This window comes from Scytonema hofmannii PCC 7110, assembly GCF_000346485.2.
GTDB classification, from domain to species: Bacteria; Cyanobacteriota; Cyanobacteriia; order Cyanobacteriales; family Nostocaceae; genus Scytonema; species Scytonema hofmannii.
In genome coordinates this window covers 1,611,325-1,637,863 of sequence record NZ_KQ976354.1, presented here as the reverse complement: position 1 = coordinate 1,637,863, position 26,539 = coordinate 1,611,325, and the positions used below count along the sequence as shown (strand labels likewise).

17 protein-coding genes and 1 pseudogene are annotated in these 26,539 nt (G+C 41.8%); 8 read left to right on the top strand and 10 right to left on the bottom strand.

Annotated features, from left to right (window positions below; all coding sequences use genetic code 11):
• Positions 1-88: 88 nt before the first annotated feature.
• Together WA1_RS06995 and WA1_RS06990 are read right to left on the bottom strand one after the other, a co-directional pair.
• Complete coding sequence (locus tag WA1_RS06995; RefSeq protein ID WP_272819091.1) at positions 89-682, bottom strand: fasciclin domain-containing protein; 594 nt, start codon at positions 680-682, stop codon at positions 89-91.
• A gap of 753 nt (positions 683-1,435) precedes the next feature.
• Positions 1,436-3,526, bottom strand: coding sequence for a serine/threonine-protein kinase (locus WA1_RS06990; protein WP_017747841.1), 2,091 nt, complete (start codon positions 3,524-3,526; stop codon positions 1,436-1,438).
• 329 nt (positions 3,527-3,855) lie between these two features.
• On the opposite strand from WA1_RS06990, the gene WA1_RS06985 reads away from it, so the two are divergent.
• The 3 genes from WA1_RS06985 (at position 3,856) to WA1_RS06975 (ending at position 13,419) form a co-directional block, all read left to right on the top strand.
• Positions 3,856-5,694: a ShlB/FhaC/HecB family hemolysin secretion/activation protein gene (locus tag WA1_RS06985; protein WP_017747840.1), complete on the top strand. Its 1,839-nt coding sequence runs from the start codon at positions 3,856-3,858 to the stop codon at positions 5,692-5,694.
• Between the two features lie 43 nt (positions 5,695-5,737).
• Positions 5,738-10,456 carry a two-partner secretion domain-containing protein gene (locus tag WA1_RS06980; protein WP_081402856.1) on the top strand — a complete coding sequence of 1,573 codons (4,719 nt, stop codon included), beginning with the start codon at positions 5,738-5,740 and terminating at the stop codon, positions 10,454-10,456.
• Positions 10,457-10,623: 167 nt separating this feature from the next.
• On the top strand, positions 10,624-13,419 hold the full coding sequence (locus WA1_RS06975; protein WP_017747837.1) for a CHAT domain-containing protein: 2,796 nt from the start codon (positions 10,624-10,626) through the stop codon (positions 13,417-13,419).
• 72 nt (positions 13,420-13,491) lie between these two features.
• Here WA1_RS06975 and WA1_RS06970 read toward each other — a convergent pair whose 3' ends face one another.
• Together WA1_RS06970 and WA1_RS54725 are read right to left on the bottom strand one after the other, a co-directional pair.
• A complete protein-coding gene (locus WA1_RS06970; RefSeq protein ID WP_017747836.1) occupies positions 13,492-14,079 on the bottom strand; it encodes a fasciclin domain-containing protein in 588 nt (195 codons plus the stop codon).
• A 306-nt stretch (positions 14,080-14,385) separates the two neighbouring features.
• Positions 14,386-14,595 carry a tetratricopeptide repeat protein gene (locus tag WA1_RS54725; protein WP_148662641.1) on the bottom strand — a complete coding sequence of 70 codons (210 nt, stop codon included), beginning with the start codon at positions 14,593-14,595 and terminating at the stop codon, positions 14,386-14,388.
• A 336-nt stretch (positions 14,596-14,931) separates the two neighbouring features.
• On the opposite strand from WA1_RS54725, the pseudogene WA1_RS59480 reads away from it, so the two are divergent.
• A pseudogene (locus WA1_RS59480) lies at positions 14,932-15,123 on the top strand (type II toxin-antitoxin system RelE family toxin); the annotation flags it as partial.
• A 172-nt stretch (positions 15,124-15,295) separates the two neighbouring features.
• Here WA1_RS59480 and WA1_RS06965 read toward each other — a convergent pair.
• Entirely contained in the window at positions 15,296-16,936 is a 1,641-nt protein-coding gene (locus tag WA1_RS06965; RefSeq protein ID WP_017747834.1) for a mechanosensitive ion channel, read from the bottom strand.
• Between the two features lie 273 nt (positions 16,937-17,209).
• Between WA1_RS06965 and WA1_RS06960 the strand changes: the two genes are divergently transcribed.
• Positions 17,210-17,662 (top strand): SRPBCC family protein, encoded by a 453-nt coding sequence (locus WA1_RS06960; RefSeq protein ID WP_017747833.1) that lies wholly within the window; start codon positions 17,210-17,212, stop codon positions 17,660-17,662.
• A gap of 47 nt (positions 17,663-17,709) precedes the next feature.
• Here WA1_RS06960 and WA1_RS06955 read toward each other — a convergent pair whose 3' ends face one another.
• Positions 17,710-18,528, bottom strand: a complete 819-nt coding sequence (locus WA1_RS06955; protein ID WP_017747832.1) for a SirB1 family protein — start codon at positions 18,526-18,528, stop codon at positions 17,710-17,712.
• A gap of 938 nt (positions 18,529-19,466) precedes the next feature.
• Between WA1_RS06955 and WA1_RS06950 the strand changes: the two genes are divergently transcribed.
• The 3 genes from WA1_RS06950 (at position 19,467) to atpC (ending at position 22,555) form a co-directional block, all read left to right on the top strand.
• The gene (locus WA1_RS06950; RefSeq protein ID WP_017747831.1) at positions 19,467-20,324 is read left to right on the top strand and encodes a DUF1194 domain-containing protein; all 858 of its coding nucleotides are present in this window, start codon (positions 19,467-19,469) and stop codon (positions 20,322-20,324) included.
• A 270-nt stretch (positions 20,325-20,594) separates the two neighbouring features.
• On the top strand, positions 20,595-22,043 hold the full coding sequence (gene atpD, locus WA1_RS06945) for a F0F1 ATP synthase subunit beta (RefSeq protein ID WP_017747830.1): 1,449 nt from the start codon (positions 20,595-20,597) through the stop codon (positions 22,041-22,043).
• Between the two features lie 98 nt (positions 22,044-22,141).
• A complete protein-coding gene (gene atpC / locus WA1_RS06940) occupies positions 22,142-22,555 on the top strand; it encodes an ATP synthase F1 subunit epsilon (protein WP_017747829.1) in 414 nt (137 codons plus the stop codon).
• Positions 22,556-22,561: 6 nt separating this feature from the next.
• Here the strand turns inward: atpC and WA1_RS54720 are convergent, their stop codons facing one another.
• The 4 genes from WA1_RS54720 to WA1_RS06925 form a co-directional block, all read right to left on the bottom strand.
• Positions 22,562-22,801 (bottom strand): hypothetical protein, encoded by a 240-nt coding sequence (locus WA1_RS54720; protein ID WP_148662640.1) that lies wholly within the window; start codon positions 22,799-22,801, stop codon positions 22,562-22,564.
• A 95-nt stretch (positions 22,802-22,896) separates the two neighbouring features.
• A complete protein-coding gene (locus WA1_RS06935; protein ID WP_026135150.1) occupies positions 22,897-23,196 on the bottom strand; it encodes a 30S ribosomal protein PSRP-3 in 300 nt (99 codons plus the stop codon).
• A 588-nt stretch (positions 23,197-23,784) separates the two neighbouring features.
• Complete coding sequence (locus tag WA1_RS06930) at positions 23,785-25,233, bottom strand: DUF5009 domain-containing protein (RefSeq protein WP_026135149.1); 1,449 nt, start codon at positions 25,231-25,233, stop codon at positions 23,785-23,787.
• 111 nt (positions 25,234-25,344) lie between these two features.
• Positions 25,345-26,256, bottom strand: coding sequence for a polysaccharide deacetylase family protein (locus tag WA1_RS06925; protein ID WP_017747826.1), 912 nt, complete (start codon positions 26,254-26,256; stop codon positions 25,345-25,347).
• Positions 26,257-26,539 lie beyond the last annotated feature (283 nt).

The window sequence follows — 26,539 nt, the reverse complement described above, 5'->3', positions numbered from 1 at the left end:
CAAACATCCTCTTACAGAAAGAACAAGGGAGTAATCAGATCCCCGACTTCTTCAAGAAGTCGGGGATCTTTCTTGCAAAGCCTCTCAACTAAAAATTAGGAGGTAAAAGCACCTTGTTGATTTCAATAATCACACCGTTCTTAGCTTTGGTGGAAGGGTGCAGCCCTGTTGCATCATTGAGCTTAACTGTTTCGTCAGAAGCAACAGTGACGTTGACTTTGTGACCTTCTACAGTTGTAATTTCCTTACCATTCACTTCTCGGTCTTTGGCTGCAACTAAACCGTTAACCAAATGATATTTTAAGACTTTGGCACGATTTTCTGGCTGGCGATACTTTTGATACTCCTCTTTTGATAGTGCTTTGAATGCTTCATTGGTTGGTGCGAGAAGCGTGTATTCACCTTCCTTCAGGGTGTTTAACAAACCAGCTTCTTTCAATTCATAGACAAGATTGGCAAATTTTTTCTCTTGTGCAAGAGTATCAGCTATGGTTCTCTCGGAGTTCCGATAGGGGTAACTCCGCGCCGCATAAGGTTGAAACAAAGCATAAGGGGGATAGAATTTAGCAAATACAGGGATACTGATGAGAGTCGTAACACCAGTGATTCCTACAACGCAAGCTAGTTTTTTGAACCAATCTTTGCTAGTTGATGCATTTGAATTTTGAGTCTTCATAAACATATGTCAGTCCCAAGTAAACTGCTGATAGTTTTTTTAACTTTGAACCAAGTACGAGACTTAAGCATTGACAAATGTTTGAATCTATGCATTAAGCCCTAGCACGGCTTGACAGATATAAAGCTACCATTTAAAACAGCCAAAAAGTCCAATCTAAAAGCTTTTTGACATTGGATCTTTAACTTTTAACGAACGCCAAGCGGTACTAGCTGTCTTTGTGATGGAAGTGTAGCTCCAAAAGCTGTACTCCCATATATTTATTCAGTTGTTTAATCTCCATTTATGCAGGATTAAAAATTAAGAAATGTTGCGATCGCTCAAATGCCCGCTTTGACAAACTGGATATTTATTGCAGTCATAACTACAACTCGCCTATAGATAATTCCGGGAATCTTTCCATTATAAATAAGATTTTTGCACACCTTCCATAAAGATTGCAACAGGGGTTGTACAGCACGTCATTAGTATAGTAAGTACGGGCGGGGACGCCCGTACCACAGGGAGCATCCCGTTTTGGCAATTTGCCCTCAGAATGGAATTCTCTTGCTATACAAACAAAGTCCACCTACGTGGACTTCGTATTAGTCCGCGCAGGCGGACTTAGCTTGTATAGCCGCGATTACGAACATCGCCAGGTGTTTTTTCCAAATTGGGATGCTCCCGTACCACAAGTAGTGGTAATTTATTTCTTGGAAATCCCTTAGTCCTTGCCTTGCGGACGAGGGTTTGTATAGCCGCAACTTCTAGTCGCCTCAATCATTTCAAATTCTCTAATTGTTCGCGGGGAAAACCTAATTCAACTGCTTTGTCATATGACTCGCGAGCTTCTTGAGTTCTCATTAGCATTTCTAAGACATACCCTCGATTAGCCCAAATATAAGGGTTCTTTGGTTCTATGTCTTTGGCTCTGTTAAAAGCATCTAGTGCATCATTGTAGCGTTGTAGCTCTAGTAGTGCTAGTCCTTTGCTTTGCCAAGCAGGATAAAAATCATTTCTCAAGTCAATGACTCTATTAAAAGATTCTAATGCTGCTTGATGATCTTTAAAGGATTGCGCCAGTACCATTCCCCGACTATACCAAACTTGATAATCTTGCGGACGGAGTTTACTGGCTCGATCAAAAGCAGAAAGGGCTTCTTCACGTTTTTCTACATCCATAGAAAAAAGTACGTTGCCCGTACCAAGTAAAGCTTCATAAAAATTTTGATCGATTTCGAGTGCTTTTCGATAAGAAGCCAGTGCATCTTTAGGACGATTTAACTTTAGTAAAACAGTTCCTCGATCGGTCCAAGCAATTAAATCTTTTGGCTTTCTTTTAAGCAAAAGGTTGTAAGATTCTAATGCTTCTTTATAATGTTCTCTAGCAAATTGTGGTCCCTGTAACTGTTCTGTAGCCAAACCTATTTCGTACCAAATTTTCGGATCGTCAGGTCTAATTTGCCTGAGTTGATCGAAGGAATCCGATGCTTCCTTATACTGTTGCATACCCATATAAGATAAGCCTTTACCACTCCAAGCTTCAGTATCTTTAGGGTCAATTGTCAGGACTTTTTCATGTATATCTAAGGCTTCTTTATACCTACGTAATCTGTAGAAAACCTTACCTTTATTATTGAGAGTTTTTATATGATTGGGTTGCAGAGAGAGAGCTTTATCATATGAGCCTAGGGCTCCTGAATCACGTCCTAAGCTTAAAAGAGCATCACCTCGACCTTTCCAAGCTTCAACTGAGTTTGGTTTCATTGCTATGAGGTTTTCAAATTGTTCCAGAGCGGCTTCTGGTTGACGCATCTCAAGTAACTGATTACCTCGCTCTGCGTAATAAAAGGGTCGGATAAATGGGTTAATCAATTCTAGAGTAGCTACAATAGCCCCTAACACTGCTAGTATGATGGGAATATACCAAAGTTTTAAAGAAAACCGTGAAGTAACTTGTCGAGTTTTAATATTGTTTTGAGGAAAAAATGGCAATAGGGAAGGGGAGAATTGGATTGATGGTGTATTTCCATTCTGAGGATGACTGTTTTGTTTTAGCGCGATCGCATTCAAATTTTCTAAAACTTCTACAACAGACTGGTAACGACGTTCGGAACTGGTGTATACCATCTGTGTCAAAATAGTGGCTAAGGAATCACTGCTATCAATTCCGTCAGGAAATATCACCCTGTCGTTTTGTCTATCCCGCCTTATATTCTTCGGCTCTAATCCAGTTAAAAGCTGAATTGCTGTCATACCCAAGCCGTAGATATCGCTGTTTAAGCCCGGTCTTCCCTCTAACTGCTCTTGTGGAGCATATCCCGGCGTTCCAATCATAGTATGAGGTGGTAACTGCTGGTTGTAAGGTCGGTGATAAAATGAGCCTGTTGGGTACAGTTGTTTAACTGCACCAAAGTCAATCAAGACAAACTTTCGGTCGATATCTCTTCTCATGATATTGGACGGCTTGATATCGCGATGTATGATATTTATTTGATGAAGATGTTTTAAGATTGATAAAATTTCTTGTAAACAATTAATAACTTCCTCTTTAGGCCATCGCCGATCCATAAGCTTATCTAAAGATTTGCCCTGGATATACTCTTGAACTATGTAGTAATTTTGACATTCTTCAAAATAGTTAAGATACTTTGGTATTTGTTGACTTTGCTGTAAATAATTAAGAATATGGGCTTCTCTTTGAAACAATCTCTTTGCTGCTTCAATATCAGCAATTTGAGGATTTAGTTTTTTGACAACGCAAGGAGGATCGGATGATAAAGTATCTCTGGCCAAATACGTTACACCAAAACCTCCTCGTGCCAATTCTTGGATAATTTCGTAACGTCCACCCAGTAATTCTTCGGTCATATGACTTAATCTTTAAATATGTAAGTATAGTTCTTAGCTAAACAGGTAGACAACATATAATAAGTAGCTGTTATGAACTGCGTACACCAGGACGAATAAAAATAGGGATTGGGCATTGGTCAAAAGTAAGGTTTTAACCTAGAGAGTTAAGCACGGGAGTCATCTGAGACGTTCTGTTTCTTGATAAGAAAAAATTATCTATGAAAAAGGAGATATAAATTAGGAATATGTGGTAGATATTCCTTAGGATAGATTAATTATATTTAAGTCGGTATAATAAGGCAATCGCTCTTTACTTTAAACAATTTGACTGAGGAGTGCATACTACCATGAGTCGGGGCAAAGTACTCAGTTGGTTGAAACTCAATCTAGTCGCTGGATTGATTTTGAAAGTGCTAATCACCTCTTATGCTTGCAAAGCCTCGGCTGAAGGCTTGCCAGTTGAACGTCTCAAGGAAACTAAAACCTTACCTCCTCCTCAATTTGAGACTTCAGAACCTGCATATAGCAGTACCGTACCGCCTACTATTCTATCTCAGGTTCCACCAAATCCCATTACTCCGGTACCACCACCACCACAGCCAATTCCCCCCCCAGAACCACCACCAGAAACTCCACTTGATATCACTCCCACAACACCTTCTCCGTCAGAAATACGTCCCGATCTTCCCGGAAGTATCAGAGTTATTAGGTTCGAGTTTGAAGGTAACACAGCATTTAGCAATCAAAAATTAAGCAAAATTACAGCCGAATTCATCAATAAACCAATCACCTTTTCCAAACTACTGGAAGTAGAAGCTGCGATCGCAAAGCTTTACGTTGAGGAAGGATACATTAATTCTGGTGCTTTTATTCCCGCAGGGCAAACCTTTTTACCAGAGGGAGCGGTGATTAAAGTTCAGATTGTTGAAGGCGGAGTGGAGGAAATAAAAATCACGGGGAATCGACGGTTAAATCCAAACTACATACGCAGTCGATTGAAACTTGGCGCATCTCAACCTTTCAATCGCAACCGCCTGCTAAAAGCCCTGCAACTATTGCAACTGAACCCCTTAATTGAAAATATTTCGGCTGAATTGTCGCCTGGATCTCGTTTGGAGCAGGGTGTACTGGAAGTGAAGGTTGTAGAAGCAGACTCCTTCCGGACAGAATTATTTGTTGATAATGCACGTGCTCCAAGTGTAGGTAGTTTCCGACGTGGTATCCGGATCGGCGAAGGCAATGTGTTTGGTTTTGGCGATCGCTTTGGTGCAATATATACTAATACTGATGGGAGTAATTCCCTTGACCTGAGCTATACAGTACCGATCAATCCCCGGAATGGGACTATTAGTCTGGCTGGTGGATTTACAGACACTTCTATCGTTGAACCACCCTTCGACCAAGCAGACATTACAGGTGATTCTTTTTACATAGATTTAGGTTTCCGCCAACCGATTATTCAAACTCCCAACCAAGAATTTGCATTAGGTTTTAACATAGTGCGGCAGCAAAGTCAGACAGAACTTGAAGGAGAGGGCTTTCAACTTTCACCTGGGGCTGACAGAAATGGAGAAACTCGTATATCAGCACTGCGGTTTGTTCAGGAATATATACAGCGCAGTTCGCAACAAGTCTTTGCGTTGCGTTCCCAGTTTAGTGTTGGAGTCGGGTGGTTTGATGCCACTCTCAACAACAATCCTCCCGATAGTCGGTTTTTCTCTTGGCGGGGACAAGGACAGTATGTCAGGCTTTTAGCACGAGACACTTTACTGGTATTACGCTCTGACCTACAGTTAGCAACAAAAGCCTTGGTACCTTTAGAACAATTTGGCATAGGAGGTTTGCAAAGTGTCCGAGGTTATCGGCAAGATCGGCTTTTGGTCGATAATGGGTTTTTTACATCTGCAGAGGTTAGGTTACCTGTTTTAAGAGTACAAAATATCCAAGGCATTTTGCAAGCCGTGCCGTTTGTAGATTTTGGCATTGGCTGGAATAGCTCCGATGAAAGCAATTCAGATCCAGATCGCAATACCTTACTTGGTGTTGGTTTGGGTTTGCAATGGCAAATGGGCGACAAATTGAATGCTCGCTTTGACTATGGTATTCCGTTGATTAACACTGAGTCGAGAGATAGGACTCTACAAGAGAAAGGTTTTTATTTTTCAGTCAATTACAGCCCTTTTTAAGAATTCTTTTGACTAAAAAACACTATAAGATTAGGCATCCACCATGAAACTATTTAAGCGATCGCTCTTGTTCTTCTCTTTCCCCCTGTGCTCTCTTGCAAGTCTTGTACCTGTCACCACTGCTAGGGCGCAACAAGTGATTCCCGACAACACCTTAGGTAGTGAAAGTTCTGTTGTCAATCAGAATGTTGATGTCAAAGGAAGTCTTGGCGATCGCATTGATGGTGGTGCGACTCGCGGGACAAGTCTGTTCCACAGTTTTGAGAAATTTAACGTCGATGCCAACGGGAGAGTCTACTTTAATCCGGAAAATGGCATTCAGAATATTTTCAGTCGAGTCACAGGGGGAAACCTATCGAATATTCAAGGGACGCTCGGCGTGCTGAGCAGTGCTAACTTATTTTTCATCAATCCCAATGGCATTGTGTTTGGACCAAATGCCAAATTAGACGTGGGCGGTTCCTTTTTAGGAAGTACGGCAAACAGTTTACTATTTGGCAACCAGTTTGAGTTTAGCGCTGCCGACAAACTAGCTCCACCACAACTGTTAACCGTAAACATTCCCACAGGTTTGCGTTTTCGAGACAATCCAGTCAATACGGTAAATCCGGTAAACATCACCATTCAATCAAGTCTTCAAATCCCATCAGGAAAATCTCTAGCATTCGTGGGTAGTGACGTGCTTTTGAATAAAGGAGTACTATTAACTGAAAGTGGTCGAATCGAGTTAGGAGGAGTCAGAGGAACGGGTGATATCGGGCTTGATGGTAATACTTTACAGTTAAATTTTCCCGATAATGTAGCGCGAGCCGATGTCCGACTGAAGAATTCGAGTGAAGTTAATGTACGCGGTGGCGGTGGTGGAAATATCAGCATCAACGCCAAAGATATAGAGATTAGTGGAGAGAGTTTAGTGCGAGGTGGGATAAGCTTGTCACCTACGGTACTTACTGGTGCTCAAGCAGGAGATATTACGCTCAATGCAACAGGAGCAGTAACAATATCCGATCAAAGTAGTATTCGCGGCACTGTTGTCAACGCTCCTGGCTACAGTGGCAATATCAACAGTATTACTGGTAATACTGGCAACATCAATATTAAAGCTGGTTCGCTCTCAATGACTAGTGGCGCATTCTTAAATGCCAGCACTGTTGGCAAGGGTAATGCAGGAAACGTAACTGTGCGGGCTGAGAATGGTGTTTCTCTCACTGGTAGTGGCACGAATATCGTTAGCAATATAGAAGCAGGCGGCGAGGGCAAGGGCGGTAACGTCAATATTACCGTTGACAAAGGCTCGCTCACTATGAGTGATGGTGCTCAAATTAATGCTAATACTTTTGGCAAGGGGAATGCTGGGGATGTTAATTTGCGAGCTGAAAATGGTGTCTCCCTCAGTGGTAGTAACACGAGAATTTTTAGCACTCTAGAATCCGGGGATGAAGGCAAGGGCGGCAACATCAATATCACCGTTGACAAAGGCTCATTCAATATGAGTGACGGCGCACAAATCAATGCCAATACCTATGGAAAGGGCGATGCTGGCAACGTAACTGTGCGGGCGGAGAATGGTTCTGTCTCCCTAGGTACGGACGCTATCATCGGGAGCAATATAGAAGCAGGCGGTGATGGCAAAGGGGGTGAAATCAATATCACAGCAAAGTCTTTATCTCTTAGTAGTGGCGGGCAACTGCTAACCATAGTTCGTCAATCGCAGAATCAGCGTCCTGCAGGTAAAGGGAATGCGGGAAATGTGAATGTAACAGTCCGTGGTGGCGATGTGACACTTGCCGGAGTCAGTAGTGTGAATGGTTTCCCCAGTTTCATAGCTAGCCAAGTAAACCCAGGGGCGACAGGCAATGGTGGTGATGTCAATCTCACTATCGAAAATGGCTCGCTGTTGATGAGTAATGGCGCACAAATCAGCGCTAGTACTTATGGAAAGGGGAATGCTGGCAACGTCAACGTGCGGACTGAGAGTGGTTCTGTCGCTCTATCGGGTGACAGCTACATCTTCAGCAATATAGAAGCAGGCGGTGATGGCAAGGGGGGTATAATCAATATCACAGCCAAGTCTCTATCTCTCAATAGTGGCGGGCAACTGCAAACCATAATTCGTCAAGCACAAGCTGGTCGTCCGGCAGGCAAAGGGGAAGCTGGAGATGTAAATGTTATAGTCCGTGGAGGTGATGTGACACTTGCCGGAGTGAGTAGTGTTAATAAACTACGACCCAGTCTTATAGCTAGCTACGTAGACACAGGGGCAACAGGCAATGGTGGTGATGTCAATCTCACTATCGAAAATGGCTCGCTGTTGATGAGTAATGGCGCACAAATCAGCGCTAGTACTTATGGAAAGGGGAATGCTGGCAACGTCAACGTGCGGACTGAGAGTGGTTCTGTCGCTCTATCGGGTGACAGCTACATCTTCAGCAATATAGAAGCAGGCGGTGATGGCAAGGGGGGTATAATCAATATCACAGCCAAGTCTCTATCTCTCAATAGTGGCGGGCAACTGCAAACCATAATTCGTCAAGCACAAGCTGGTCGTCCGGCAGGCAAAGGGGAAGCTGGAGATGTAAATGTTACAGTCCGGGGTGGTGATGTGACACTTGACGGAGTCAGTAGTGTGAGTAGCTTACCCAGTCTTATAGCTAGCTACGTAGACACAGGGGCGACAGGCAATGGTGGTGATATCAATCTCACTATCGAAAATGGCTCGCTGTTGATGAGCAACGGCGCACAAATCAGCGCCAGTACTTTTGGCACGGGGGATGCTGGAAACATTAATATTGATGTCCGCAACGCTGTTAATCTCTTTGGATTCACTACGTTAGGAACCGATTCTGGTTCTTTTAATCAAATTTCAAGCTTAGTGGGGCAGAAAGCAACAGGTAATGGAGGTAACATTGACATAAAAGCTGGCTCCCTATCAATGAACGATCTTAGCGTGCTAAGTACTGCTACTTTTGGTCAGGGAAATGCTGGAAAAGTGTCACTGCAAATTGATGGCTCTGTCACACTCACTACAAGGAGTAACATTAGAAGTAATGTAGAACAGGGAGGCGAAGGAATTGCTGGTAATATTAATATACAGGCAAGATCGCTGACCCTAACAAATGGCGGTCTGATAGGTAGTGTTGTTTTCCGTGAAGGAAATGGTCTAAATGGAGGAAGAGGAAAAGCAGGAAATATTGAGATCAATACTAAAGATTTTGTTAATATTTCGGGCTATAGTTCTGTTCAATTTCCCGGTCTCTTCTCAATCACGGGGTTCTCAAGTGGATTGTTTGCCAGTGCTGAAAGAGGAACAACCAATACTGAGCCACAGGCTGCAGGAAATATCACCGTTACCACTGGTGATTTTCGGATCGCAGACGGTGCAGTTGTAAACGCACTTACTTCCAATAATGGTAATGGTGGCAACATAACAATTAACGCCAAAACCTTTACATCTGTAGATGGTGGACAAGTGCTCACAACTACTCGGGGTAATGGAGATGCCGGAAGCATCACTCTGACTATCTCTGAGGGTATTACCCTCTTTGGTTTTGACTCCAACTTCAATCGACGAATTGAACAAGCAGCAAGATTTGGTCCACCTACGGATATTGTAAATAATCAGGGTCCCGAAAGTGGGATATTTGCTAACGCCCTTGGTTCTACAGGAAACGGTGGTACCATTACAATTAACGCCAAGACTTTTGAAGCAACTAATGGTGGACAGGTCACCACATCCACCAGTGGCAGTGGCAAAGCAGGTGATATTATCTTTAGGGTGAGCGATCGCATCTTCATTTCTGGCAGTAATAGTGGATTCTTTTCGAGCACTGCGAAAGACTCTCAAGGCGATGGTGGTAGCATTGATATTGATCCCAGAGAGTTGAGTCTGCGCGATGGAGCGAGAATCTCCGTGGATAGTGGCGGGAACGGAAAGGGCGGAAGCATTGTAATTGGGGCAGGAATTCTCAGATTGGACAATGCCAAGATTACCGCAGAAACCCAAAGTGCTGAGGGTGGTGATATCAAGCTGAATTTGCAAGACTTACTCATCTTGCGTCGTGGAAGTAAAATTTCTGCCACTGCAGGCAAAGCACAGGGTAGAGGTGACGGCGGTGACATCACTATCAATATTCCTGATGGCGTAATCATTGCTTTTCCCCAAGAAAATAGCGACATCACAGCCAATGCTTTTGAAGGTAGGGGTGGAAATATTTCCATTAGAGGTGCATTGCTGGGAATCGCCCCACTTAGCCGACAACAGCTTGAGCAATTCGATCCGAATAGACTCGATCCAAATAATGTCCCGACAAGTGATATCACTGCCATTTCCCAACAACAGCCGCAGCAACAAGGTTCCGTGCAACTCAATACCGAAATCGATCCCAATCGCGGATTGGTAGAATTACCTGAAGAAGTCACAGACCCCTCAAAAGAGATTGCCCAGAATCCATGTCAACGCGGTGTCGGTAGTCGATTTATTGTCACTGGGCGTGGTGGTTTGCCGACTAATCCCGTTCAAACTGTCAACAACAACAATGTACAAGTTGATTTAGTTGAGCCTGTGAATACTGCTCAGAATTCTGCAAGTACAACTCATACAACTTTGTCATCCACCAGCCCAAATCTTAAACAGTTTGTACCAGCTCAAGGATGGGTATTTAACGAAAAAGGTGAAGTCGTGCTGACAGCTTACGATCCCACTACCATCGGCGCACAACGCCCCTTACGAACTCTCACGCCTACCAGTTGTGCTGTACGTTAAGGGACTTCCAAATAAAAAAATCTCCAAAAATTTCTTGTGGAACGGGCGTCCCGCCCGTTGGCAAGAGGGCAGGCGAGGACGCCCGCCCCACAATTCGGAAGATTTATTTCTTGGACATCCCTAAGCGTCTTTTGCGTGAAAACCCCTATTGACAGGAGAAATCGACCATGGCATATCGGCAGACCATATTCTGGAAATTGCAAAATTTCTTTAAAAAGCTCTACAGAAAGCGTTCCCTTTTTCTCGCAGCTTTATTATTTACCCTCTCAACTGTCTCACCTGTTATCGCCAAAGTTTCTTCACCAACTCCCATTGTTCAATCTCAACAAGATGCAGGACAGTTAGTGAGTGAGGCAACCCAATTATACCGCTCCGGACAGTTCCAAAAAGCAGCGATCACGTGGGAAAAAACAGCAGATGTTTTTGCGGCTAAAGGGGATGGATTAAATCAAGCAATGGCGTTGAGCAATCTCTCTTTGACTTATCAACAAATAGGACAGTGGAATAAAGCAACAAAAGCTATCGAAGACAGCTTAAAACTTCTGCAAACTCAACAAGGAAAAGATAAATTAAAAATTCAAGCTCAAACTTTAAATATTCAAGGATATTTACAAAGGGAGTTAGGACAGTCAGCAAATGCTCTCAAAAGTTGGCAGGAGTCTACTAAGATATACAGCCAAATAGGTGAGGGTGAGAAGTTGGCTAGAAGCACAATTAATCAAGCTCAAGCGCTGCAAGATTTGGGTCTTTATCCTCGTGCTTGCAATACCTTATTACAAGTTTTAAACAAAGTCATTGATGTTCAAAATTGTGAGGATTTCAATCAAATTTCTTTAGAGGAATTGCAAAAAAAACTGAAAAAAATTGCCCCAACTGAATCTCCTAGCTTAGTTATACTTGTAGCATTGAGAAGCTTCGGTGAATTGAGGGGATTAGAAGGGCAGTTAGATCAATCTGAAATCATTTTAGAAACCAGTAAAAACTTAGCTGGAAAATTGAATTCTCCTCAAGAGCAAGCTGCGACATATCTGAGTTTAGGAAATACGGAACGAGATTTAGCTACAGTCAAAGAGGCTCGTGGCGAAATACAGTCTTATGAACAAAAAGCTTTAAACTCTTATAAAAAGGCAGTTAGTTTGTCCCCACTACCAGCTATACGACAGCAAGCCGAACTGAATCAACTCAGTTTATTGATGAAACTGGAGAGATGGGACGAAGCAGAAGAATTATGGCGATCGCTCAACCCTCAACTCAATAACCTACCCCCAAGTCGCACGGGAGTTTACCTCCAAATCAACTTTGCTCAGAACTTTATCGAACTAGCTGAAGAAAGTAATTTTCAGCTTAAAACTCATTCCCAACTGCCAACTTTGAACGATGTGAATAGAATTCTAACTAGAGCAGTCGAGCAAGCGCAGCGTTTAGGGGACAAAAGAGCCGAGGCTTATGCTTTGGGAAATCGGGGTAGATTGTATACGGATAAAACCATACAAAATTTGCCCCAAGCAGAAAAATTGACCAGACAAGCTTTGAGTCTTGATTCAACTTTTAATGCACCAGATATAGCTTACCAGCATTTCAGACAGTTGGGAAAAATACGTAAGGCTCAAGGAGATATTCCAGAAGCGATCGCATCTTACACCAATGCCTATGAAGCTCTGCAATTATTACGCAAGGATTTAGTTACAATTAATCCAGAAGTGCAATTTTCTTTTCAGAAAAGTGTTGAACCAATTTACCGAGAGTTAGTCGATTTAGACATAGGATATGCTGATACCTTAAAAGCAGCAGGAAAAAGTGAAGAAAGCCAAAAACTGATAGTACAAGCTCGTAAAGTGATTGAGTCTCTTCAATTAGCTGAAATTAATAACTTTTTTAAAGAAGCTTGTGTACAGGAAAAATCCCAACAAATTGATAACCTAGATAAAAAGGCAGGAATTATCTACACAATTGTTTCGCAAAACAAATTAACGGTTATTCTAAGCCTATCCCAACAGCAAAATTTAATCTTTCATACAACGTCACTTGAGCCAGAAGAATTTAAGAAAACTCTAGACGAGGTGCAACGTTCCCTGATAGATCCTGTCAGCGTTGAGGAAATTGCCCGCATACAGTACCACAAGTTGTATAACTGGCTGATTAAACCAATAGAGTCCGAGTTAAACAACAGTCATGTCACAACTCTAGCCTTCGTGTTAGATGGAGACTTGCGAAACATTCCCATGTCCATCCTTTTTGATGGTAAGCAGTATCTCATACAAAAGTATGCCATTGCTGTCACGCCCGGTCTGCAGCTAGTCGATCCAAAACCAATCTCGAAGGTTGAGTTAAAAGCTTTTACCGCAGGACTCAGTAAAATTCGTAAGGAGTTTGAGCCACATAAAGATTTTAAAGAATTGAGCAATGTAGAAAATGAACTGCAACAAATTAAGAATCTTGGAATCTCACAACGGTTGATTCTCAACGAAGAATTTACGAGCACGCAACTCAAAAAACAGATTCTTGCTTCTCGTGTTCCTCCCATCGTTCACTTAGCAACTCATGGTGAGTTTAGCTCCAGCCCTGAAAAAACCTTTATCCTTTCTTGGGATAGCCGTATCAATGTGAATCAGTTAGGTCAGTTATTGCAGAACAATTCTTTGTATCAGAATAAACCTATTGAGTTGCTAGTTCTCAGTGCTTGTAAGACAGCAAGTGGAGATAAACGGGCGACGTTGGGACTCGCTGGAGTAGCAGTGCGGGCTGGTGCTCGTAGTACGCTGGCAACATTATGGTCAGTCGTAGATGAAACGACTGCTACAATCATGAGTGAATTCTACACTCAGCTAGAAGAAGCAAAAAAGACAGACCAAAATAAAGCGGAAGCACTCAGAAGATCTCAACTAAATATTATTGAGAAATACGAGCAGTATAGGCATCCACATTTCTGGGCACCTTTCATTCTAGTAGGAAATTGGCAGTAGCATATTAACGAAGGAAGAAAGAAGAAGGAAGAAGTATTAATATTATTCCCTCTTCCTTATTTCGATCAAGTATTAGAATCCAGGAGGTAAAAGTACGCGATCAATTTCAACGATCACACCATTCTTTGTTTGGATAGAGGGAGGCTTACCAACAGCATTATTCAGCTTGACTGTACCATCAGAGCCAACAGTAACTTTGACACTCTTACCAACAGCCGTTGGTATTTCTGCGCCGTTTAAGTTTTTCTCAGTGATGATGCGTGAAACCAAATGATATTTAAGCACTTTAAGCCGATTTTCTGGTTGGCTGTATCGCTGATAGATGTCTTTGGATAAAGCATTAAAGGCTTCGTCAGACGGAGCAAAAATTGTAAAAGGTCCGTCTTGCTTCAACTCATCCAGAAGACCTGCTTGTTTCAATTCATAAACAAAACTGGTAAATTTGCTATCCTCTGTCAGGGTGTCAGCAATGTTCCTTTCGGAGTTACGATAGGAAGGATAGCTGCGATAAGCAGAAGGTTGAAAAAGTGCCAAGGGAGGATAAAATTTGGCCAACACAGGAAAACTGATGAAGGTAGTGACACCAGCGATTCCTACAATCAAAGCCAACCTTTTAAACAACTTTTTGGTATTCTGGGCGTTCTTCTTTTGAATAAGCATATGTGTAAGTTCCTTGTGAACTCTTTGATGCATTCCCGGTCATTAGCCGAAATTCGATTGACGCATTGATAAAGGCTTGATACTATTTGCACAGTTGATGGTGGGGTCAGTCGGTCGATTTCCTCTGGATTGCTCCAGTTCACCTACTCCTCACTCAAGTTTGAATTAAGATTAACTACAGCTTACTCTTCTCTGATTTCCCATGTTCTGTTTGCATTTTGGCAAACAGTTTCTTCTACCTGGCCTTATTCAAGACGAAAGTTGAACTTCTCGACCTTGGACTGCAAAGATCATACCACAATAACTTCATTTATTTACCAAAGATTGCAATAGGAGTTGTGCAGCCGCTTTACTTTCCGGTTGTTGGTTGTTCGGGAGAAAACCTAATTCACGAGCCTTGTTATATGACTCCTGCGCTTCTTGAGGTTTCTTTAAATTCATTAATGCATTTCCTTTCCCAAGTAAAGCTTCGTAATAATTCTTATCAATTTTCAGTGCCTTTTCGTAAGCATCCAGTGCATCTTCGTGTGAGTTGGTGACACATCAGTACCTTTAAATCGCGATCGCCTACTACTTGTACTGTGCGTTAATGTTTTGTTATAGCAGTCCTAATTTAAGTTGTAAAAATTTTTAACCGCAAAGACGCAAAGAGCGCAAAGAAAAGAGATAAGAGAGAATTTTGCAAATGATTTAGGATTGCTAGATTTTCTTTTTTTAGCAATTGGCTCGTTTACAACATTTTACTCCCTTTCCGCCTCTCCTCTTTCTTCTCTTCGAGACGCTTCGCGAACGTGCTCTTTGCGTCTTTGCGGTTCATTTAAATAGGTAATCTGCGAGCGGGATAGAAGTACTGGTTATACAGGGTATTATCGTGTAGATTCTGGAGAGTACCGTATTGTTTATCGCTTTGATGCTGATGCGGATTTGGTTGAGATAATTTTGGTGGGAAAGCGTAATGATGACGAAGTATATAAGCAACTGAAGCGGGTTTCTAATTTTCGCTTAACCGAGTCGTATCAATACGACTCGGTTAAGGATAGTTGAGCTGCCAGAACCCCGGTATCTTAAAGATACCGGGGTTCTCGTTTTCTCTTAACCGAGCAGTATTGCGAGTAGTATTGCTTCACCTCTTACCTCTGTGTACTCTGCGTCTGGTGTGGTTAAATAAATTATTTTTGAACCGCAGAGGCACAGAGAGCACAGAGAAGAAAGTTCCTTAACTCTTGTTTTTAAAAGAGTCCAGCCATTCTTGAACTTGGTTTCTAGCAATATCGCGAGCGCCCAAACCAAATGCTAGGGCAATAGCAACTGCGATCGCACCTAACAAAAGCCCAAAAGCTAAATTCACAATATCGCTAGCAACGCCAATTTGTTGCAGTGCCATTGCAGATACTAGGGCAATAATAGCAATCCTTGCGGCCTGACCCAAAACTCGTGCTTGGCGATCGCCAGAACTAGCAATAATGCTAAAAGCCAAATTTGCCAAATACAACCCAATAGCAAAGACAACCAAGCCAGCTAAAATCCTGCCCAAGATAATCACAATCCCCGTCACCAGTGTTGTCAGTGCGGGAATATTCAGGATATTCACTGCAGCAACAGTGGCAAACAGCATAATGCCGACTAAAACGATCGCGCCGACAAATTCTGAAGGAGTGCGGTTTGGTATCGCAGAGGGTGTAGGTTCTTCTGGAATAACAACTCGTTTGGTCGGTGATGGCAGACCTAAAACCGAGAAAATATTGTTAAAACCTATACTTGTGAGGATACTGGTAACTAACTCCGATACAAACCTGCCGAAAAAGTAAGCAATCAGCAAAATTGCTACGGCTGTAAATATTGATGGCAGGGCGTTGAGAATCTGTTGCAGCATTGCGATCGCAGGTAAGGAAATCGCTTGAATCTGCAACTGATTCAGTGCAGCAATAGCCACAGGAATCAAAATTAGCACGTAGACAATCGTACCAATAATCGTCGATAGCGATTGCGTTCCTGCAGCTGCACTCAATCCAAACCGACTTCCCAAATGGTCAATCCCTGTTGTCATCAGTAGATTAGTTACAATCCGTCTGACAATGTTAGCGACAAACCAGCCAATAGCCGCAATAAGTGTTGCACCTAAGATGTTGGGAAGAATGGAAATAATTTGTGTAACCAGAGTTTGTACTGGTAGCAATGCCTGGTTCAACCCCAAGCTATCCAACACGGGGATGAGAAACACCAAAAGGATAAACCAGTACAAAGCATTGCCAATTGTCTCACTCAATGATATCTGATTGAGACTGGGAGCATTATTATCTTGTGGTGGATTTAATCGTTCATCCAACCGCAATGCTTGTAGCGCCCGTACTGTTATCAACTTTGCCAGACTAGCCACTAACCAAGCGACTGCGAAGATAACAGCAGCACCAACAAACCTGGGTAAAAAGTCCCCAACCTGATTGAGAAAAGTATTCAGAGGTTGAGAAGCAACCCTCAGTTCTAGCGTATCTAGAACTGCAACAACCGTTATCAGGAGGATAGCCCAAAAGACTACGTTGGAGATAATTCCCTCAACCTGGGGAGATTCCACTCCGGTGACTCCTGAGGCAATGCGATTGTCTATATTCGTGCGGTTGAGGAGGGAACGAGTTACAGATCTAGCAACTGCAGCAATCAACCAACCAACTAACAAAATCAACGCCGCCCCTACTAACCGAGGCAGAAACTGGATTACTTGTTGCAGAGTTGCTTGTAAGTAATCAAATCCATCAACTTGTTCAGATGGCAAGGTTGGAGATTGTGCAACCAACGGGTAGACCCTCATCGAAAAACCAACATTTATCACCTGGGATATTGTTTGCCAAGTTGCGTTCATGGTTTTTTGAAATAAAGGTTAAGTTTTATAACAAAAAACACTTGAGATGCATCTGCAGTATGGATTGTAAAGACAACCACTAACCCTGATGCGTAACAGTGTTTTGCCAGTAGATTACCAGTAAAACCATACAGATGAGTTGATATCAAGAAAAATTTTTGACTGTGTTATTTATTATTGGTCACTGGTCACTGGTCACTGGTCACTGGTCACTGGTCACTGGTCACTGGTCATGCGATACTCAAGGTGCAGACGTAGTGTAACAGTTGTGCAATGTCTCAAGTTTTTGAACAATCAATTCAAATTAATGCGACAGCTACAGTAGTGGAGCGATGCATTACCGACCTAACTCTTATGCATCGCTGGCTCAACCCTGCTTTACGCTGTGAACCTTTAGGTCAGTGGAGTACTGAAATTGGTGGCAAAAGCTTGTTCATTATTCAAACACCAATTCTCAAACCCACGTTACACAGTACAATCGTGGAGAGACAACCCGGTTTGGTTGTCTGGCAATTTCAGGGTTTTTTTGAAGGGCGCGATCGCTGGGAATGCCGACCCATAGACAAGGGAACACAACTGCTGAACAGGTTTGAATTTGATATCCCCAACCCTATAGTCAGTTGGGGCTTTAAAAGCTTTGCTGAAAATTGGACAAAAGGTGATATGCAAGCTCAACTGCGTCGTTTAAAACTAGTCGCAGAAGGGTTAGTAATCAGTGACCAGTGACCAGTGACCACTAATAACAACTATTAACTAACACTAACGACTATCAACTATCTACCCAACTGAGACAGTATGTGCCTGATAATATGAGCATCTCGAGCATTGGGGCTTTGTGCCAAATAAGTCTCTAAGTCTCTTGTAGCTTGAGAAAACCGACCAAGTTCATAGCACAAAAGACCGCGATCGCGTAATTCTTGTACTTGCTCGGGAAAAAGCATTAAAATTCGTTCCACCGATGCCAAAGATTTTTCCAAATTTTGTTGATTGAGGTAAATATATTTCAGATTTTTCAGCATTCGTTCCAAGAATTGCCGATTGCTCACAACAGGAAAAAATTCTGGTTTTAGCGCTACCTGCTGTTGATACATCTGACTGAGCAGTTCCTGACAATCTTCAGGAAACATGACGTCACCACCATTAAACACATCAACAAAAATTTCCATATCCGGAATGCTAGGTCGGATCAGAAAATGACCTGGCATTCCCACTCCTTCCATAGGAAAATCAATTCTTCTTGCCAATTCCAAGTAAACGAGTGCCAAAGAAATGGGAATGCCCAATCTCCGGTCAATCACATCATTTAAGAAGCTGTTACGGGGGTCATAGTAGTTCTCTTGATTACCAGCAAATCCAAGGTCATCGTAGAGATACTGATTAATAGTCTGAAGAATTTTTAGAGGATAGCGTTCCTGCGGTAGTCGTTCTTGTAGCTCCAATGCCATTGTATCCAAGGCGTTGAGGTATTCTTCCGGATCGAGGTAGGGATACTCTTCTTGTGCAATATACAAAGCTGTCCTTGCTAAGTCGATGTACTCATCAGGCTGCTGAACTTCTTTGTAAAAATACTGTCGCGCTGACGAGATGTTCATAAGCAGGAGGTTGGATTGCAAAACAACAAACTATCTTGAACAAGGGAGTGGGGAGTAGGGAGTGGGCAGTGGGGGTAGTTGAATGGTTTTAGTATTTGCATTTTCATTATAGTTCAAATGGATCTTTCGCAATCATCAGCGCAGATCCGCGATCGAGACCAACTAGTCTTAACTTTATTTGAATTGAAAACTTAAATTTATAAAATTTTTACTTTTGTTATGAAATGCCTTTTCTAAAAGGCTCTGAATAGCCTTTCACTTTTTATCAGTGTAAAAATTTAAAAATGGTATAATTTTATATTTTTTTTAAGTGTTCGTCTAGGAAATACCAAGTTATCAAATTAAATTTCTTTAAAGAAAAAACTTTATTTTTACAAAGTTTTATACCGTTAGTTTTTCCCAAAATGTTTTCAAAGCTTTAGTATGACTGTTTTTTTACATTATTTTAGATGATTGTAAATGTAATTTTTGTATAAATCTCAGTAAAAAACATAGTATTTAAAAAAAAATGATAGTAGTCTATAGGAATCATACATGATTTATGAAAAAACTCAGTACTGTAGCAAGATTTGCCCTCACCCTAGCCCTCTCCCTTTGGGAGAGGAGACAAGAATTCTAGCTCCCGAATCCCTTTTGGAGAAGGGTTGGGAATGATGGCAATTCATACTGTTTGTTATTCAAAAACGCCAAAAAAAGAATGCGACAGATAGTTGGATAAAGTAAAGTCTAGATCGCCGATAAAGTAGTCAAAAATGAGGCAAAAAAATGATTTTTCTCTGCGATCGAGCTTGATATCTCGTATGCTCAACGATAAAGTTATCGGTTTTTGGAGATTAATCTAACGATGCTATAGGTAAAACTTTCTCAATCCAAAATCTCAAATCTAAAATCCAAAATTTCTCATTAAAGTCTGCTTTCTTGAAGTCATAAGGTTAAATATGAAAATTTTCAATTTTGTTCGCGCAACATTAACAGCAGTATCTTGCGGTTTGTCAGTTTTAGCTATTTCAACAAGCACTCAAGCAGCTACTCTCACCCCAGTAGACACAGAATTGTCTTTACTCGTAGATGTATCGGGAAGCATTAGCGAGTATGAATTTGACCTGCAAAAAAAGGGTTATGTAAATACTTTTTTAAATCCCAATCTTTTCAACGACTTTATATCTAAAGGCTCATTAGGTAAGATTGCAGTCAACGTAATCTATTGGTCTAACGCACAACAGCAGCAAGAAGCCGTAGGATGGACTCTTATCGATAGCGTAGCAGCTGCACAACAATTTGCTAACGCTATTGATGCTACAACACGTCAATTTTTTGGCGTGACGGCTCCTGGTTCTGCGATCGCTTTTGCAACTCCAAAATTCTTTAATAATGATTTTGAGGGAACACGGCAAGTTATAGATGTATCTGGTGATGGAGCAGAAAATGACGGAACAGATACAGCAACTGTCCGGAATCTGGCCCTTGCTCAAGGCATTGACGCTATCAACGGTATCATTGTTGGTAGCGATCCTCTTGTTAAAAAGTTTTATCAAGAAGAAATTCTTGGTGGTATCAATGGTGATGGAAGTCCTGCTTTCTTGATAGAAGCAGCAACATTTGAGGAGTTCAACAGTGCTATTGACAAAAAGATTAAAGCAGAAATTAAAGTAAATCTTGCTCCCGCCACAGTAGCTCCTATTCCCCTGAAAGCAACTCCTACCCCTGTCCCCGAAGCATCTTCTATGCTGGGCTTGCTAGCCTTGGGTGCTGTTAGGGCTGGCTCAATGCTTACACAAAGAAGAAAGTGTCATTAGGCAGCCAGATGTTTGTTGGCAGAAAAATTGGCTGTTAACATTTAGCTTTGTTGAAATTCAGTATGCGAACGATAATCATATCATAACAGTTTCAAGATGTCAACGCATGACACCCCAATAACCTATTTTCGACAACAAAGCCAAATTTTTAAGGATAAATTTAAGCCGCAGAGAGGGACTCGTTCAGTGCTAATCTTGAAGATGACATTGGAATATCTTATGTCTTTCTTGACCTTATCTGGAATATAGCTTCAATTAATTAGGCTCAGCATGGTCACCACTGCAGAAAAAACAAACATTGGTTACATTACCCAGGTCATTGGTCCGGTTGTAGATGTTAAATTTCCTGGCGGTAAAATGCCACAAATCTACAACGCTTTGACCATTACAGGCAAAAACGAAGCCGGACAAGACATCTCTGTTACTTGCGAAGTGCAGCAGCTGCTAGGTGATAACCAGGTACGGACTGTTGCCATGAGTTCCACAGATGGCTTGGTACGTGGAATGGACGTTGTCGATACTGGCGCTCCTATTAGCGTGCCAGTTGGTAGAGCCACGCTGGGTCGAATTTTCAACGTCCTTGGCGAACCTGTAGACAACAAGGGACCCGTAAGTACTGAAGAAAAGTCCTCCATCCATCGCTCTGCACCCAAACTTACTGACTTGGAAACCAAGCCATCTGTGTTTGAGACAGGCATCAAAGTTGTTGATCTGCTGACTCCCTATCGTCGCGGTGGGAAAATCGGTCTGTTTGGCGGTGCTGGTGTAGGCAAAACCGTCATCATGATGGAATTGATTAACAACATCGCTACAGAACACGGTGGAGTGTCTGTATTCGGTGGAGTGGGCGAGCGCACCCGTGAGGGCAATGACCTATACAACGAAATGATTGAATCTGGAGTTATCAATAAAGATAACCCCAGTGAATCGAAAATCGCCTTGGTTTACGGTCAGATGAACGAACCACCCGGAGCAAGAATGCGGGTTGGTCTGTCAGCACTAACAATGGCAGAGTACTTCCGAGATGTAAACAAGCAAGACGTACTGCTGTTTATTGACAACATCTTCCGGTTTGTGCAAGCAGGTTCGGAAGTATCGGCTCTATTGGGACGTATGCCTTCTGCGGTAGGATATCAGCCGACATTGGGTACTGACGTAGGTGACTTGCAAGAGCGGATTACCTCTACCACTGAAGGATCGATCACCTCAATTCAAGCGGTATACGTACCTGCAGACGATTTAACCGACCCCGCACCTGCTACTACCTTCGCTCACTTGGATGGAACAACAGTACTGTCTCGTGGTTTGGCAGCTAAGGGAATTTATCCGGCGGTAGACCCACTAGGTTCTACTTCCACCATGTTGCAACCCAACATTGTTGGTGACCAACACTACGACACCGCTCGTGCAGTACAGTCTACTCTCCAGCGTTATAAGGAGCTTCAAGACATCATCGCCATTCTTGGTTTGGATGAATTGTCTGAAGATGACCGTCTCACCGTAGCACGTGCGCGGAAAGTAGAACGTTTCTTGTCCCAGCCCTTCTTTGTAGCAGAAGTCTTCACCGGTTCTCCTGGTAAGTACGTGAAGCTCGAAGAAACTATCAAAGGTTTCCAGAGAATTCTTGCCGGTGAATTGGATGACCTACCAGAACAAGCGTTCTACATGGTCGGTAATATCGAAGAAGCCGTCGCTAAAGCTGAAAAGCTGAAAGGCTAGTAGGGAATAGGGAATAGGGAGTAGGGAGTAGGGCATTTGACTCCCCACTCCCTACTCACTACTCCCTGAATAAATATTAGTAATGACTGAGTTAACCTATGACGTTGACTGTTCGTGTAATTTCCCCAGATAAAACAGTGTGGGATGCGGCGGCGGAAGAAGTCGTTTTGCCAAGTACCACTGGTCAACTCGGTATTCTTAGCGGACATGCGCCACTTCTAACCGCATTGGATACGGGTGTCATGAGAGTACGTCCTGATCGCAATCAGGGCTGGGTAGCTATTGCCCTCTTGGGTGGTTTTGCTGAAGTCGAGCAAAATGAAGTGACAATTCTGGTTAACGGTGCCGAACGTGGTGACTCGATTAACTTAGAGGAAGCCCGGAGTGCTTTTGGCGAAGCAGAAACTCGTTTGAATCAGGTACAGCAAGGCGATCGACAAGCACAAATCCAAGCAACCCAAGCTTACAAACGCGCCCGTGCTCGTTTTCAGGCTGCTGGCGGATTGATTTGATTTCACCTAAAAGCAATTTTGCTCTTGTGAAAAGCAATTTTGCTCTTGTGGGACGGGCGTCTCGCCCGTCTTGTAAAACAGACAAGCAAGCCGTCTTGTAAAACAGACAAGCAAGCCGTCTTGTAAAACAGACAAGCAAGCCGTCTTATTAAACAGGCGGGCAAGGATGCCCACCCCACAAGAAGCAGCACCCTGTCCCGTATACAAGACACAGCCAAAAACTGCCCATGCAATGTACCTTGTCAAATATCTTTTCAGGTCATGCACGGGCAGTTTTGATGTGGCTAATATTCCAACTTATTCCATGAAACCTTTACCAGTTACTTCTCTTTATTTTGAGATCAGGCGCTACCCGTAAAAGTAACTTCAGGAAATTTCGTCTGTGCTTCAGCCATCGGACGGTTTCTACCTTCTTCTTGCCAATAGTTAATAACTTCTGTGGCTTTATTAAGTAGTTCTACTCGATCCAGTTCAGTAATCCAGTGTTTGGACTCTAGTTCCTTCTTGAGTTCTTCCCAGGCATCATTCCTTGGCCAGAAAAAGTACTTAGTCAAAGGGCTTGTGCCTTTGCCTACAACTTGATCGACTGCCAATGCGACGTTATCGTCTAACCACAGTATTTTCAAAAGAAATTTGGACAATGGCACCTCCGGTGAGTCTCCCGGCTATTTACTAACTTTGCGATCGCTTATTCTAACTCAATACCTACCTGCTTACCAAATAATCATTGGGAGGGAGTAGGGAGTAGGGAGTAGGGAGTAGGGAGCTTACTGATCACTGATCGCTGGTCACTGTTTTAGCGTATTCTAAGGTAAAATAGTAGATTGAGGATCTAGGCGTGCTAGTTTAATGCGAGCTTCCTTTAGGGGGAATCGCTAGCGAGCTGGAACGACGATCTGATGAAATGTGTGGGTTTTAGCCCACACACAACAGAACGGAAACAAGCATAGAGGCAAAGCCACTACTCCTTTAATTGGGTGCAAGTAGGCTTAACTTATGCACTTTTTCTGCACACCCAATTATCCGACAATATGGCACATTTGGAGCAAGAATTCATTTGTTAAATTTTATGAAGGAGAGTTGGGTGGGCAGTGTACGCACAAGTTGAATTTACCCCCCCCTAATCCCCCCTTGATACGGGAGAAATTAGATATCTGAATTCCCTTCCCTTTCCAAGGGGAGGGCTAGGGTGGGGTAGAAACAAAGCTAAAACCTCGATTTATAAGCTATTATGTTCTCCAAAAAAGCTTGAGTTTACTCAAGCAACTTACAAAGCAAGCAATTATCAACGTATACAAAACTCCTTTCAGAAAACCTGTTAAAGGAGTATTTGTATATTTTACAATATACATTTCAATTTTTGTTAACTTAAAAATCGGTAAAAGTAGATTGGCAAAGGCTACATAAGCAATCATGGGATTTTGCCCATTATTAATGAAAAGTTGCAGTAACTTTCGTTGTTTGAGCACATCTAGCAATATAGTGAAAATAATTAAGAGAAAAAGTGAAATTGATGTTGCCACAAAATAGTAACTTAAGGTAGAAGGGTCTTTTTTAATACCTCCTTCAAATGGCTCAAACAGTAAGCCCAGAGCTAGCCAATAAACGCCCCACTGATAAAAAGATGCTAGCAATTTTTCTGTTTCAGAAACTGGATTGACAAATAAAAACCAACCGATGAAAGCTAAAATTATACTGAGTAATGTTGTTTGTTCCACCCATCTTGCTTGTAAACCAACTAGCAAGCTCACACAGATCGCTAACATTAGGATAATGATGCCATAGAAACGCGATCGCACCCAGGTGACTCGCCTTTTTTCATCTGTGTCTGTGACTCCTGCTTGCAGCCATTTTAAAATCAAATCTCCTGCAATAGTTCCGGGAATAACGATAAACAAGTACTTTAAATAATCCAATCGCAACATCCAGGAAATAGGTGATGTTGCTAAAAGTGCAGAAATCCAACTCGTTTTAACAGTGGCTGAGAACCGTATAGCTATCAAGAAACCTAGCAATCCCAAACGCAGCAATACATTATTTTTGGTGAAGAACCAAGCGATCGCACCAAAAACCGCCATATAAGCTAGAACAACCAAGATAATATCATTTCTCAGCAGCGAAAATCCACTTTCTTCAGGGTATTGCAGGGAAAAAACAAATATTATTGCTACCAACCAAGCACCAAAAGTTAACCATCTTGTGTACTGCTGGAATTGTTCGCTGACAGACCATCGAAGGAACATAAAAAAGAGTAGAAAAAAACCTAACAAAGCTATCCACCAGGTTTGCTCAGTTGGGTTATTATTGATTCTTAAGGGTCTAAAATGTTCCAGAAAAACTGCAAACAAACCTAACAGAAATCCTCTTTTAAAGATATATATAAGAACTTGTGCGATCGGAAATCCTTGAGTCAGGCGATTCGACAATGCTAGAGGAATAGCTACTCCCATAGAAAACAGGAAAAGTGGAAACACAATATCTACCCAAGTTAACCCAGCTAACTGAGGATTAAAGGTATGAGTTGGTGGTGGTTTTTGAGCATGATACATCCAAGCAGGTAATATTTCATAACTAATAGTCCCTGATAAAACCATGGCTAAAATAGCAAATCCACGCAACGCATCTAAAGTGTAGAAACGTTTTGGACTAGTTATATTGATACTATTCTTCTGCTGCATAGAAATTTTGATTGTAAGTAAGTCCGCGCAAATAAGAATTATCTGTTCGTAGTTGCGCTTTAGCGCATGCATCGTACAAACAGAATTTAGAAACTTTAATACATCACTGAACTATAATTTTTTCTTATTTTTTGCTGGCGTTGTATCTTGACATTTTGCCTCATTCTTCAGTTGATACATACCTCCAGACTTTCTAATAAGTTCGAGAAATGATGTTCCTCGACTAACAGTTAACCGAGGGATTTCATAAAAGTTTTTCCTACAGACCAGACTTAATATCTTATCATTATAGAGATAACTCGATACATAATATTTAGATACATACGACTTGACTTGTTGATTATAAGCTCCATAGGGGTAAGCAAAATGAGATGCTACTGTTTTCTGTGGATCTAAATCTTTTGTACATTCTCGTAGTTTTGTTTGAGATTGCACTAGCTCATATACGATTTCCTGAGAACTTATTGTAGTTAAATTCTTATGATTCATTCCATGAGATTGAATATCATAAAAACCTTGTTTTAAGCCCTCTCTTAATTCCTGACATCCTAAATGAGTTGAGGATTTCCTCTTTTGCTTGGGAAAAGTACCTGGATTAATAAATAAAACAACTTTGATTTTTTTATTGTATTTTTTCTCTAGTTTATACAGAATAGGTAGTAAATTAGTATGTATGGTTTTATGCCCATCATCTATTGACAACATAATTGGCTTTTTATTTAAATATTCTTTAGGAATTTTTTTGACTCTTTTTAAGAAAAAGTCATATAAGTCTTGAGTCGTTAAAAACCAGTAATCATTACGAATTAAGTCCTCTAGGAGTTCCTCTAGGTCTTGCTGCGGGTAATGCAGTGACTCTTCAGGAGCAAAAATCACGGGTGCTTTGTCATCTAAAATACCGTGAAAACCCAAAATTGGAATTTCACGGTCAGTCGCTTTAAAGTTGAACTGAGAAAGAAAAATAATGGCTAATAGAGCCAAGCCCAAAGCTACATTTTGATTTTTTAGAAAGAACACTGTCATTAATCTTAAAAAAAGTAAAGCGAACTTAAAAACACCGAGAATAGAGAAGACTCTATCGGTGCTTACAAAGTTTTACTTATGATGGACAGTAAATTATAATACAGCTTTTTACAAATTTATGAGCACTGAATGTATATGCTTGTTTTTACGGTTTAATTTGTCCAAATAGATTATTCACAAAAAGTGACTATTCCCGAAACCTACCCGCCAATGATGAATGTGACTTGCTCAATTTCGCAAGAAGACGGGCGAGACGCCCATCCCACAAGATATAATTGCACTC